The sequence below is a fragment of the Xaviernesmea oryzae genome, assembly GCF_900109605.1.
Lineage (GTDB): Bacteria > Pseudomonadota > Alphaproteobacteria > Rhizobiales > Rhizobiaceae > Xaviernesmea > Xaviernesmea oryzae.
In genome coordinates this window covers 312,802-325,608 of the sequence record NZ_FOAM01000002.1, presented here as the reverse complement: position 1 = coordinate 325,608, position 12,807 = coordinate 312,802, and the positions used below count along the sequence as shown (strand labels likewise).

The window sequence follows — 12,807 nt, the reverse complement described above, 5'->3', positions numbered from 1 at the left end:
CTGCCGGTTTCCACGGCCCTGAAACGAAAAGGGCGGCCGAAGCCGCCCAGTTCCTGTGTCGCTGATCCCTGGCGATCAGTGCTCCTTGGCGGCGTAGACCGCGCGCTTGGTCAGGAAGATCAGGCCGGTGAAGATCACCAGGAAGATCATGACCATGAAGCCGGTGCGCTTGCGCTCTTCCAGATGCGGCTCGGCAGCCCACATCAGGAAGGCGGCGACATCGCGCGAGTACTGGTCGAGGGTCGCCGGAGCGCCGTCGTCATAGGTGACCTGGCCGTCGTTCAGCGGCTTGGCCATGGCGAGCGCCGCGGCATTGGCGAAATAGGGGTTGTAGTGAGTGCCCGGCGCCACTTCCACACCTGCAGGCGGATTTTCGTACCCCGTCAAAAGCGCGTGGATATAGTCCGGCCCGCCCTCCTGATATTGCGTGAAAATATCGAAGACGAAGGTCGGGAAGCCCCGCTCGATGCCGCGCGCCTTGGCCAGCAAGGACATGTCGGGCGGCGCTGCGCCATTGTTGGCCGCTGCCGCCGCTTCCGGATTGGGGAAGGGCGAAGGGAAATGGTCCGAAGGCAGAGCCTTGCGGGTGTACATTTCGCCCTCGGCATTCGGCCCGTCCTGCACCTCGTAATTGGCCGCGAAAGCCTTCACCTGCGCGTCCGAATAGCCGAGCCCCTTGAGGGTGCGGAAGGAGACGAGATTCATCGAGTGGCAGGCCGAACAGACCTCGGTATAGACCTTCAGCCCGCGCTGCAGCTGCGCCTTGTCGTAATGACCGAAGAGGCCGGCGAAGGTCCAGGCCATCTGCGCCGGCTTCTTGATCGGGAAATGCGGTGTGCCGCCATGGGCTTCCGCCTCGCCACCGCCGGCATGTTCGCCTGACGCAGGCGCAGCCGCGCCCTGCTGCGCTGGATGGTTTTCCTGGGCAATTGCCGCACCGGCACCGGCGAGAAGCGCCAGCGACAGGAGGCCCGAAAGAACTCTTTTCATGATCGATGGTCCTTTGCCCTGGGATCAGACGGTTGCCGGCGAGCCGCCGGACCGCTTTTCAAGAACCGCTTCCGTAATCGAATTCGGAATGCGCTTCGGCGTTTCCACCAGTCCGAGGACCGGCATGATCACCAGGAAGAAGCCGAAATAATAGAGCGTTCCGAGCTGCGACAGGATGACATAGAGGCCTTCCGCCGGCCGCGAGCCGAGCCAGCCGAGCAGGATGGCATTGGCGACGAACAACCAGAAGAACAGCTTGTACCAGGGACGATAGACGGCCGAGCGCACCTTTGAGGTGTCGAGCCAGGGAAGGAAGAACAGGATGATGATCGCCCCGAACATCACCAAGACGCCGCCAAGCTTGGAGTCGATCGGCCCGACATTGAAGGTGATGGCGCGCAGCATGGCGTAGAAGGGCAGGTAGTACCATTCCGGAACGATATGGGCCGGCGTCTTCAGCGAATTGGCCGGGATATAGTTGTCGGGATGGCCGAGATAGTTCGGCATGTAGAAGATGAACCAGGCAAAGACGATCAGGAACACCGAGACGCCAAGCGCATCCTTCAGCGTCGCATAGGGCGTAAAGGCGACCGTATCGGTCTTGGTCTTGATCTCGATGCCCGTCGGGTTCGTCTGCCCCGTCACATGCAGCGCCCAGATATGGAGGATCACCACGCCGGCGATCATGAAGGGCAGGAGATAATGCAGCGCGAAGAAGCGGTTGAGCGTCGGATTGTCGACCGCGAAACCACCGAGCAGGAACTGCTGGATCCATTCGCCCACCAAGGGGAAGGCCGAGAAGAAGCCGGTGATGACGGTCGCGCCCCAAAACGACATCTGACCCCAGGGCAGAACATAGCCCATGAAGCCGGTGGCCATCATCAGGAGATAGATGACCACGCCGAGGATCCAGAGGATTTCGCGCGGCGCCTTGTAGGAGCCGTAATAAAGCCCGCGGGCGATGTGCAGATAGACGGCGATGAAGAAGAAGGACGCGCCATTGGCATGCATATAGCGCAGCAGCCAACCGTGATTGACGTCGCGCATGATCTTTTCGACCGAATTGAAGGCGACGGTCGTTTCGGCAGCGTAATGCATGGCCAGCACGACGCCGGTGACGATCTGCACCAGCAACATCACCGACAGCATGGCGCCGAACGTATAGGCATAGTTCAGATTGCGCGGAACCGGATAGGAAATGAAGCTGTCATGCAGCATCCGCGGCAAGGGCAGGCGGGAGTCCACCCAGCGCTCGATGCCGCTGGTTGGCGTATAGGTCGAATGTTCCCCACTCATGTCGTTCCCCTCAACCGATCTTGATCACTGTGTCGGACACGAACGAGAAGGTCGGCACCGCCAGGTTCTGCGGCGCAGGACCTTTGCGGATGCGGCCCGCAGTGTCGTAGTGCGAGCCATGGCAGGGACAGAACCACCCGCCGAAATCGCCGGCCTGGCCGAGCGGCACGCAACCGAGATGGGTGCAGGAGCCGATCATCACGATCCAGTTTTCCTTGCCTTGTCCGGCGGAGCGGTCGAGATCGCTGGCCTGTGCGTCGGCCGGAAGATTGGCATTGCGCGCCACCGGATCCTTGAGATCGGCGAGCGCCACCGCATTGGCCTCCTCGATTTCCTTCGGCGTCCGGTTGCGGATGAAGATCGGCTTGCCGCGCCATTTCGCCGTCAGCGACATCCCCGGCTGGAGGCTCGACACATCCACCTCGATGGAGGCAAGGGCCAGCGTCGAGGCGTCCGGCCGCATCTGGTCGATGAAGGGCCAGGCAACGGCCGCCACGCCGACGGCACCGGCCATGCCGGTTGTTAAAAACAGGAAATCGCGGCGCGTCGGCTCGCGTTCTCCATCCGGGCCTGCATGCGGCGCGCCCATCTTGTTGGCGGAAGTCTGATGTTCGCTCACGGCTTTCGGTTCCTCTCCATGCCTTGGCAAGCCGCTCTCCGCACGGCCGGCAAGCGCCTGCGCCATGGAAACGGCCACGTCCTCTGCGAGATTGTCTGCATTTCCCCTCCCTCTTGCCGCTCCCACGGCAAGGCCCCCAACGGCTGCGGCCCCGACTCCACCACCCCCGTCGACACTCATTTCGCAGTTGAACGAAAGACGCGCATGAAATCAATAAGCTCCCGGGCGCTTCCGTGAAGTTTTTCCACCTGTGGCCGTGAGGCCTATGGCCGCAGCCTCGCAGACGGACCGGGATGCTGCATTGCGAGACGGCGGACGGCGTGATACCGCAGCGCAAGAGGCTTTGCGGATCTGGCTTAATAAGGTGACCAGCATGAGAAAGACCGTGGTGATCGTGCTCAACACGCTGGCCGCGCAGATCATCGCGGTCTGCGCACTGCGCTATGTCACCGAGTTCTTTATTCTCTCTTTCGTCAATAGCCTGGTCACGCATATTCTGCTGGCCGTCTGCGCGATGCTGGTCGTGACGCTCCTGATCCGGCGGCAGATGGCAAGCGTGGTGCTGCTGGCTCTGGCCATGGGATTGACCGGCCATTCGATCATGGTCAAACGCGCCCATGCGATCAGCCCGACGATCGAGGAGGTGGCGATGAAGCCGGCCTTGCGGGTCCTGTCCTTCAACATGCTCTATGAAAACCTAGAAAACAGCGCAGCGATCTCGCAGATGATCCTGGCGTCCGGCGCGGATATCGCCATCATTCCCGAGGGCGCGCCGCTGCTCTTCCATCTGCCGGAACTCTCGGCGGCCTATCCCTATCGGTTCGGCTGCGGCGCCGGCACGGCGACCTGCGATCTCATGGTCTTTTCGAAATTGCCGCTAGAGAACATGACATCAGGAACCCTGAGCGATCTGCGCAAGGATCGCCTGATGCGGGCCGTGGTCGAGGTGCAGGGCGTGCGCGTACGCGTGGTGGCCGCCCATCTCTCCAAACCCTATTTCGACCGCTATCATCAGGACGAGCTTTATACGCTGAAGGCGATCCTCGGCAACGATCCCGGCCCGATCATCATTGCCGGAGACTTCAATTCCGGCTCGATCGCGCCCGACATGCAGCGGCTGCTGAGGCAGATGAATTTGAAGACTGCCCCGGCGGAGCCTGGCACCTGGCCGGTGGCGCTTGCGCCCTATGGGCTTGGCATCGCCATCGACCACATCTATGCCCGCCCGCCGCTGATCGCCCAGCGCGTCACGCGGCTGCCGGACAATTACGGCTCCAATCACTACGGCCTGATGGCGGATTTCATTCTGCGGAAGCCCTGAACAGCAGGTCCACGGACAGCCTTCAGCTTTCAATCGGTGGTTTCGGACAGGCCCAGGAAGCCGCCGGACTGCCGGGCCCAAAGCGTGGCGTAAAGCCCGCCATTGCGCAGCAGCCCTTCATGCGTGCCGTCTTCGACGATCCGGCCGGCCTCCATCACGATCAGCCGGTCCAGCGCGGCGATGGTCGACAGGCGGTGGGCGATGGCCAGCACGGTCTTGCCCTGCATCATCCGGTCGAGATGGGTCTGGATCGCGGCCTCGACCTCCGAGTCGAGCGCGGACGTTGCCTCGTCAAGCACGAGGATCGGCGCATCCTTGAGCATCACCCGCGCAATCGCGATGCGCTGACGCTGCCCACCTGACAGTTTGACGCCCCGCTCGCCGACATGGGCATCGAAGCCGCGCCGGCCGCGCTGATCTTCCAGCCGCTCGATGAAGTCCAGCGCCTCGGCGGCCTGCGCCGCCTTGCGCAGCATGTCCTCGCCCGCGTCGGGCCGGCCGAAGAGGATGTTGTCGCGGATGGAACGGTGAAGAAGCGCCGTGTCCTGGCTGACCATGCCGATGGAGGCACGCAGGCTCTCCTGTGTGACCGTCGCGATGTCCTGGCCGTCGATCAGGATACGGCCTCCCTCCAGATCGTAGAAGCGCAGGAGCAAGTTCACGAGCGTGGTCTTGCCAGCGCCGGAGCGACCGACGATGCCGACCTTTTCGCCGGGCCGGATGGTCAGCGAGAGATCCTCGATGACACCTTTCTCGCGGCCGTAATGGAACCGGACGGCCTCGAACCGGATCTCGGCCTTGTCGACCTTCAAAGGCGCCGCGTCCGACCGGTCCACCAGTCCGATGGGCTGGGAAATCAGGTCGGCCGAATTCTGGATGGTGCCGAGATTGCGCATCAGACCGTTGAACTGCACCATCAGTCGCGACAGGAGAAAATTCAGCCGCAGCACGAGGGCAAGCGTGAAGGCGACTGCCCCGGACGAGATCGTGCCCGCCAGCCATCGGTCGATGCTGATGATGCTCATGGTCACGATCATAATGCCCGAGAGCAGCGCCATGGAGGCGCGCACGCCCGTGATGAAGCGCGTGAAGGCGATGGTCGTCTGCTGGAAGCTGTCGAATCCCTGCCGCATGTAGCGGTCGTTTTCCTCGTCGCGGCCGAACAGGCGCAGCGTCTGGATGTTGGAATAGGCATCGACCATCCGCCCGTTCAGCATTGATGCGGCCTCGGCGGTTTCGCGCGAATGCCGGCGAATCCGCGGCACGAAGAAACGGGCGAGGAAGCCGAAGGCGACCAGCCACAGCAGAACCACCACCGCCAGCATCGGGTCGAGACCACCGACGAGAGCGAGCGTCGACACCGCATAGATGCCGGCAAACCAAACGCTCTCCATCAGCGAGGTCACGAGATCGCCGGTCGACTGGCCTGCCGACCAGACCTTGGTGACGATGCGGCCGGAAAAATCGTTCTGGAAGAAGGACAGCGATTGCCGGGCAACATGGAGATAGGATTGCCAGCGCACGAGATTGTAAAAGCCGGGCGTAATGACCTGCTGATCGACCAGCGCCATGACAAGCGTGACGACGAAGCGCACGATGCCGATGAGAACCAGCATGGCGAACAGCTCCGCGCCATGGCTTGCCAGCAGGCCGCTCCAGCCATCGGCCGGCTTCACCGTCGAGAGAATGTCGACCAGCCGGCCGACGAACCAGAACAGCGCCGCCTCGATGGCCGCCGTTACTCCGCCAAGGATCAGCATGGCCACGAAGGGGGCTTTGGCCTGGCGGATGTAGAACCAGACAAAACCCGCCGTATTGCCAGGCGGCTGAAGAGCCGCCCGGGGGGCATAGGGTTGCACCCAGTTCTCAAAGCGCGTGAAAAGACGATCGAGCAGCATGGATCCGGCATATAGGCGAGGGCGCCCGGCTGGCAAATGAAAGCTTGGAAAGGTTCGCCCGTTTGCCGTGCTGGGATGCGTCGGTGGGGCTTCTGCCTGCATCAAAAAGGTCTTCTCCACGCTGACGGCTTGCACGGTGCGTCCCAGGAAGACACTGGCAGCCGTCTCGCATTTTCTCACGCCGGAGATGGCTTGGCGGCTACCGACGCAGCGCGCATTCCTGTATGCGAGGGCGACCACAGGTTATCTCTCATGTCCGCTTCCGCCTTTGCTGCCTCCACCCGTGTCGATGCGCCGCCGCCATCCCGCTTCGTTCTGCGCATGGCCTTCGTCTTTGCCGCACCGCTTTTCGCCAACGGCTTTGCGCTTCCCTATTTTCCGGTCTGGCTGAAAAGCCTGTCGATGAGCGAGCCGGAAATCGCGCTGATTCTCGCTGTGCCGATGTTTTTGCGCGTTTTCACCGCGCCGATTGCCGGGGCTTTGGCTGATCGCATGGGCGAGCGGACACGGCTGCTCTTCGTCTCGGCCGTTCTCACGCTCATAGCTACGCTGGCTCTTTTCGTTTCGCATGCCTTCTGGTTCGTGCTGATCGTCTACACGATCCAAGGCGCGGTGCTGTCGCCCTATGTGCCAATCGTGGAAGCCGTGGCGCTCTCAGGCGTGCGGCGCTGGGGTTTCGATTATGCGCAGATGCGGCTTTGGGGCTCGGTTTCCTTCATCGTCGCAACGCTGATCGGCGGCGAACTGATTGCCCGTCATGGTGGCGCTATGGTGTTGCCGGCCATGGTCACGGGCTTCTGCCTGGTGATCGCCTGCAGCTTTCTCGCGCCGAAAGTCGGTCCGCCACGCCGGCCCTCGACGCTGTCGACCCTGACGACCGCGCCACCCATGGCCCTGCGCCGGCGGAGCGTGCAACTGCTGATCGCCGGCATCGGCCTGGTCAATGGCAGCCATGGCATGCTCTATGCGTTCTCCGCCATCTACTGGACGAGCGCGGGCTATAGCGGCGGCCAGGTGGGCCTCTTGTGGAGCGCGGGGGTCGCGGCAGAAGTGGCGATGTTTGTCTTCGCCCGCCGCATCCTTGGCCGAATCAGCCTGCGCCTCGCCATGCTGTCCGGCTGCGCTCTGGCGATGCTCCGATGGATGCTGTTTCCGCTCGATCTCGGTTTCCCCGGCTATCTCGCGCTGCAATGCCTACACGCCTTCAGCTATGCGCTGATGCACACAGGGCTGCAGAACTGGCTTGTGCGACATGTCGAGGAAGCGCAGGAGACCGCTGCACAGGGCATGTATTTTTTCTATACCGGCCTGTTCACCGCCGTTTTGACCTTCCTTTCCGGCTATTTCTTTCGCTGGTACGGCGTTCACGGCTTCCTGGCCATGTCGGTCGCAGCCGCTACCGGTCTGGCTCTGGTGCTGATCGCGCTCAGGCTAGAGGCCAAGACGGCGCGCGCTGCGCAGTAATCTCGACGCCGCCCCTACCGCTTTAGCTTTTGTGCATTAACTCAAAGGCTCACATGCGATCTGCATCGAAACGAACGGTGCAGACGCAAACCCGATCGCTTGCGCCGTGGAATCGCATTCCATCCGCCGAAATCCCCAACAGTAAGGCTAGTGTTGCAGATGCGACACCTTGCTGGAGGTTGCAGCGGTGGACGGTTTCGGTCGATGACAGGAGAGGCCTAAGTGTTTATGAGTGTCCACCGATTAGAGCCCTCAAGGAAGAATCACGCTTCGTGACGCCGCAGCAGACCCACCAGCAGGCAGACATCGCTCCAGACGATGCAGACGGCGTGCATCTCTTCCGCTTTTCCGGCAGCTGGAAGGGCAATGACATCGCCCATGTCGCCAGCCGTCTGGATGAGCTGGCGGGCCAGGCGCCCGACAAAAGCCGCTTCGACCTCAGCGAGGTCACGGCCATCGACACGCTTGGCGCCTGGACCATCCGGCGCTTCATGGGCAAGCTCGGCGGCAGCGACAAGGTGGAGCTCGTTGGCCAGAAGCAGCAATATATCGAGCTGATCGAGGCGCTGCCAACCGAACTCAAGCCGCCGGAAAAGGACAAGGGCCCCAAGGGCACGCTGTTCCAGCGCATCTTCACGCCCGTCGGCAGGGTGGTGATGTCCACCTGGGAAGACATCGTCGCGGTGATGTTCATCCTCGGCTCGGCCGTGCGGGGCGCGCATTTGAAGGTCGGCAAGCGCGGCGGCCTATCGCCTGCGGCCATCATCAACCAGATCGACCGGATGGGCGTTCAGGCCGTGCCGATCATCACGCTGATGTCGTTCCTGATCGGCGCGATTATCGCCCAGCAGGGCGCCTTTCAGCTGCGCTATTTCGGCGCCGAACTCTTCGTGGTCGATCTCGTCGGCATTCTTCAGCTGCGTGAAATCGGCGTGCTGCTCACCGCCATCATGATCGCCGGCCGGTCCGGCAGTGCCATCACCGCCGAAATCGGCTCGATGAAGATGCGCGAGGAAATCGACGCGCTGAAGGTCATGGGCATGAGCCCGATCGGCATTCTGGTCTTCCCGCGCCTCGTGGCGCTGACCATTTCGCTGCCGCTTTTGACGATCATCGCCAATTTCTCCGCCCTTGCCGGCGCCGCCCTCGTCACGCGCACCTATTCCGGCATCACCTTCGTGACCTTCCTCGCGCGTCTGCATGAAGCCGTGGATTACTCCGCCATTCTGGCCGGCATGATCAAGGCGCCGTTCATGGCGCTGATCATCGGCGTGATGGCGGCCGTCGAGGGGCTCAAGGTCGGCGGCAGCGCCGAGTCGCTCGGCAAGCAGGTGACCCAGTCCGTGGTCAAATCGATCTTCGTCGTCATCCTGGTCGATGGCCTTTTCGCCATCTTCTATGCCTCGATCAATTTCTAAGGGAGGATGTTTCTTGGCCGAAACCCACGACGCAACCACCCAGCCGCGGCAGGCGCCCAACAACCCCGGCAACCCAAGTGATGCGGGCGGCAAGGACGGCCAGCGCGAGGCCATTCTCGCGGTCAAGGACCTGACGGTCGCCTTCGGCAGCAATGTCGTTCTCGACAAGCTGAACCTCGATATCTACCGGGGCGAGATCCTCGGCTTCGTCGGCGCGTCCGGCACGGGCAAATCGGTGCTGATGCGCACCGTGCTTCGCCTCCTGCCGCGCCAGTCCGGCTCAATCCGCATTCTCGGCGCGGAGTATGACGAGGTCAGCGAGGAAGAGCGTGTCGCCCTGGACACGCGCCTGGGCGTCCTCTTCCAGCACGGCGCCCTGTTTTCAGCGCTGACGGTCAAAGAGAACATCCAGGTGCCGATGCGCGAATATCTGGATCTCTCGCAGGAGATGATGGACGATCTGGCGATGTTGAAAATTGCGCTGGTCGGCCTGAAACCCGAGGCTGCGGATCGCTATCCGTCCGAACTCTCCGGCGGTATGATCAAGCGCGCGGCCCTTGCCCGCGCTCTGGCGCTCGATCCCGATCTGGTCTTTCTCGATGAACCGACCTCGGGTCTTGACCCGATCGGCGCAGCCGAGTTCGACGAGCTGATCGCCAAACTGCGCGACACGCTGGGGCTGACCGTGTATATGGTGACCCACGATCTGGACAGCCTGTTTTCCGTCTGCGACCGGATCGCCGTTCTCGGCAAGAAGCGCGTGCTGGTTGAAGGCACAATCGAGGACATGCTCGCCTTCGACGATCCTTGGGTGCAATCCTATTTTCGTGGCAAGCGCGCACGGTCGATCGTGCGCGATGACGACGCACAAGACAACCATGCCAGCAAGACCGATGCGCCGGTGCCGGCCACGCCCTGAGGCGGTGACCGACACGCGCATCACGGGGCGGCACCGGCCGCACCCCGACATTCTCGAGCCTGAAGCGGAAAAGATGGAAACGAAAGCCAACTACGCCATTGTCGGATTCTTCGCCGTCGCGGTCATCGTCGCGGCCTTCGGCTTTGTCTACTGGATGTCGCAGTTCGGCCGCTCGGGCGAAATGGTCGAGCTGGTCGTCAGCATTCCCGGTTCGGCCAATGGCCTGAGCGTCGGCTCGCCGGTGCGCTTCAACGGCATTCCCGTCGGCAGCGTCAAGAGCCTGGCGATCAATTCCAACGATCCGCGCTACTCTGTTGCGGTCACAGAAGTCTCGGTCGACGCACCCGTGTTGACCTCGACCACCGCGCGGCTGGAAGTGCAGGGGCTGACCGGTGCGGCCTATATCGAGCTGTCGGGCGGCCGCAAGGGCGATGCCAATATCCTGCAGAAGGCGCGCGACGAGGGCAGCTCGGCCCAGATTACGGCCGACCAATCGAGCGTCACCAGCCTTCTGGCGACGGCCGACAAGATCCTCAACCGCGCCAATGATGCGATCGGCGACGTCCAGGGCTTCGTCAGCGATGTGCGTGGGCCGTTGACCAACACGATCTCGAATGCCGATCGCTTCTCGCGCTCGCTGGCCGACAATGCCGAAGGGATCGACGAATTCCTCAAAAGCGTCAGCGCCCTCTCGACGTCGATCAATGCCGCCTCGCAGCGGCTCGACTCGACGCTGGCCTCGGCAGAGACCTTGGTCAAGGCAGTCAACCCGGCGGAGGTTGGCCGCATCGTCGACAATGTTGCCAAGATGAGCGACGATCTCTCGGCGGCGTCGGGCAACGTCAGCGAAACCGTTTCCTCCTTCCGCCAGACTGCCGACACCTACAACCGCCTTGGCCAGAATGCCAATTCCGCGCTTGATCGCGTCAATACACTGATCGCCGCCGTCGATCCCAGCAAGGTCGGCAATGCAGTCAACGATATTTCTGCCGCAACGGCCGAGGCGCGCACTGCCATTGCCGGCCTTTCGGGCTTTGCCGACAGCATCTCGACCCGTCAGCGCGATATCGACCAGACGATCACCGATGTGACGCAGATGGCCAATAAGCTGAATGCCGCCTCCAGCCGCGTCGATGGCATCCTCGTCAAGCTCGACGGCTTCCTTGGCAGCGCCGACGGCCCCGGCATTTCGCAGGATGCCCGCGCCACGCTCGCCTCCTTCCGCGCCGTTGCCGACAACCTGAATGCCCAGATCGGCCCGATCGCCAACGATATCCGCCGCTTCTCCGGCTCAGGCCTGCGCAACATCGAGGCGCTGGTGGACGAGACGCGCCGCACGGTCGATACGCTGGACACGACGATCAACAATTTCGACAAGAACCCGCGCCGCCTGCTCTTCGGCGGCGAGACCGTCAAGCAATATGACGGGCGCTCGCGCCGCTGAGGCTACAGCAGTGCCTAGACGAACAGGCCGACGGACATGGTGTTGGCGGCGGTCGCACCTGCGACCTTCTGAAAGGGGAGCGTCGCGAATATTGCAAAATGGTGGTAGACATGCCTAATCTCACTGGATGGATGGGCAGGGCACATGGCGCAGGCGAAGACATTTTCTCTCGGCGACCCCTATGATGCGATCCTGGCCGATCTGGTCAGGACAGGGCGCTTCAAGACCGAAGCTGACGCCGTAAAGGCGGGACTGCGCATGCTTGCCGACGACGATAACGGCGTCCGCGCATTGCGCCAGAATATTAGCGAAGCCGACGCAGAGATTGAAGCCGGGCTCGGCAAGGAATATCGCAGCGGCGCTGAACTGATGCGCGACGTCATGAGCGAGGGCGAAGCCCATTAGCTCGAAGCGCTTGATCATCGCTCCGCTCGCCTTGAAGGACCTGCGGGAGATCCGGCGTTATATCGCTAAGAGCAGCCCGCACGACGCCGAAGCATTTCTGAAAGACCTGACCGCGAAGATCGCGTGGATCGCCGAGGTCGATTTCACGGGCATGCCCCGGGATCATATTCTCCACGGGCTGAGGGCCGTGCCTTTCCGGAACCGCTGTATCTATTACCGCTCCTATCGTGATCGCATCGTCGTTTTGCGTGTCTTGCATGGCGCCCAAGACACTGACCAACAGCGCTTCGAAAGCTCTTGACAGTCAAGCCGGACAGGCGGGACTTGGCAGGCCCGCCTGTTCAGAAGTCGGCGTTCACGGCACGAGAAACACCGAGCGAATGCCGTCCACGACGAATTGCACCGCCAGTGCAGCCAGCAGCACGCCGAGAAGCCGGGTCAGAATCGCGCGGCCGGTGGCGCCGAGAAAGCGGTCGATCCGCTCGGCGACGACCAGCGCGCCGTAGAGAATCAGAAGCGAAAAGGCGAGCACGAGCAGCAGCTCGACCCGCTGCCATGTGCCGGCGAAGGTACCGGACAAGAGCACCGTGGCCGATATTGCGCCGGGTCCGGCGATCAGAGGCAGGGCAAGCGGGAAGACCGCGATGTTCTGGATGTGGTCGCGTGTCGTTGCGGTTTCTCCCGTCTTCTCCTTGCGTTCGTTGCGCTTCTCGAAAATCATCTCGAAGGCGATCCAGAACAGCAGGAGACCGCCGGCGATGCGAAAGGCGCCGATGGAAATGCCGAGAGCGCCGAGAATGCCGTTGCCGAACAGCGCGAAGGTGGCGAGGATGCCGAAGGCGATCAGAGCGCCCTGGCGCGCCACATGCCGCCGGTCTGTCCGTGAAAGACCATTGGTCAGCGTCAGGAAGATCGGCGCAAGCCCGGGCGGATCGATGGTCACGAGAATCGTCGTCAGCGCGTTTGTCAGGTGGTCGATCTCGTTCATCGGCGTCTCCGTCGGGTCGCAATGGTAAGACGAGACTATGACGTG

The 12,807-nt window shown here is 62.5% G+C and carries 12 protein-coding genes; 7 read left to right on the top strand and 5 right to left on the bottom strand.

What is annotated here, in order from left to right; all coding sequences use genetic code 11:
* Positions 1-75: 75 nt before the first annotated feature.
* The 3 genes from BMX61_RS03260 to petA are packed head-to-tail and all read right to left on the bottom strand — an operon-like array spanning position 76 to position 2,875.
* Positions 76-990, bottom strand: a complete 915-nt coding sequence (locus BMX61_RS03260; protein ID WP_075627605.1) for a cytochrome c1 — start codon at positions 988-990, stop codon at positions 76-78.
* A 24-nt stretch (positions 991-1,014) separates the two neighbouring features.
* The gene (locus tag BMX61_RS03255; protein WP_075627606.1) at positions 1,015-2,286 is read right to left on the bottom strand and encodes a cytochrome b; all 1,272 of its coding nucleotides are present in this window, start codon (positions 2,284-2,286) and stop codon (positions 1,015-1,017) included.
* A gap of 10 nt (positions 2,287-2,296) precedes the next feature.
* Positions 2,297-2,875: a ubiquinol-cytochrome c reductase iron-sulfur subunit gene (gene petA, locus BMX61_RS03250; protein WP_092742290.1), complete on the bottom strand. Its 579-nt coding sequence runs from the start codon at positions 2,873-2,875 to the stop codon at positions 2,297-2,299.
* A gap of 403 nt (positions 2,876-3,278) precedes the next feature.
* Here petA and BMX61_RS03245 point away from each other — a divergent pair, with 403 nt between their 5' ends.
* Entirely contained in the window at positions 3,279-4,226 is a 948-nt protein-coding gene (locus BMX61_RS03245) for an endonuclease/exonuclease/phosphatase family protein (protein ID WP_075627607.1), read from the top strand.
* A gap of 29 nt (positions 4,227-4,255) precedes the next feature.
* Here BMX61_RS03245 and BMX61_RS03240 read toward each other — a convergent pair whose 3' ends face one another.
* Positions 4,256-6,124 (bottom strand): ABC transporter ATP-binding protein, encoded by a 1,869-nt coding sequence (locus BMX61_RS03240; protein ID WP_075627608.1) that lies wholly within the window; start codon positions 6,122-6,124, stop codon positions 4,256-4,258.
* Positions 6,125-6,376: 252 nt separating this feature from the next.
* Here BMX61_RS03240 and BMX61_RS03235 point away from each other — a divergent pair, with 252 nt between their 5' ends.
* The 6 genes from BMX61_RS03235 to BMX61_RS03210 all read left to right on the top strand — a co-directional run bounded on the left by BMX61_RS03235 (position 6,377) and on the right by BMX61_RS03210 (position 12,075).
* The gene (locus BMX61_RS03235; protein ID WP_075627609.1) at positions 6,377-7,588 is read left to right on the top strand and encodes an MFS transporter; all 1,212 of its coding nucleotides are present in this window, start codon (positions 6,377-6,379) and stop codon (positions 7,586-7,588) included.
* Positions 7,589-7,860: 272 nt separating this feature from the next.
* Positions 7,861-9,006 carry an MlaE family ABC transporter permease gene (locus BMX61_RS03230; RefSeq protein WP_075627610.1) on the top strand — a complete coding sequence of 382 codons (1,146 nt, stop codon included), beginning with the start codon at positions 7,861-7,863 and terminating at the stop codon, positions 9,004-9,006.
* Between the two features lie 112 nt (positions 9,007-9,118).
* Positions 9,119-9,925 (top strand): ABC transporter ATP-binding protein, encoded by an 807-nt coding sequence (locus BMX61_RS03225; RefSeq protein WP_075627867.1) that lies wholly within the window; start codon positions 9,119-9,121, stop codon positions 9,923-9,925.
* 73 nt (positions 9,926-9,998) lie between these two features.
* Entirely contained in the window at positions 9,999-11,369 is a 1,371-nt protein-coding gene (locus BMX61_RS03220) for an MlaD family protein (protein WP_075627868.1), read from the top strand.
* A gap of 144 nt (positions 11,370-11,513) precedes the next feature.
* On the top strand, positions 11,514-11,774 hold the full coding sequence (locus BMX61_RS03215) for a type II toxin-antitoxin system ParD family antitoxin (protein WP_075627611.1): 261 nt from the start codon (positions 11,514-11,516) through the stop codon (positions 11,772-11,774).
* Between the two features lie 10 nt (positions 11,775-11,784).
* Positions 11,785-12,075: a type II toxin-antitoxin system RelE/ParE family toxin gene (locus BMX61_RS03210; protein ID WP_234794579.1), complete on the top strand. Its 291-nt coding sequence runs from the start codon at positions 11,785-11,787 to the stop codon at positions 12,073-12,075.
* A gap of 54 nt (positions 12,076-12,129) precedes the next feature.
* On the opposite strand, the gene BMX61_RS03205 is transcribed toward BMX61_RS03210, so the two are convergent.
* Entirely contained in the window at positions 12,130-12,762 is a 633-nt protein-coding gene (locus BMX61_RS03205) for a MarC family protein (protein ID WP_075627612.1), read from the bottom strand.
* Positions 12,763-12,807: the final 45 nt, after the last annotated feature.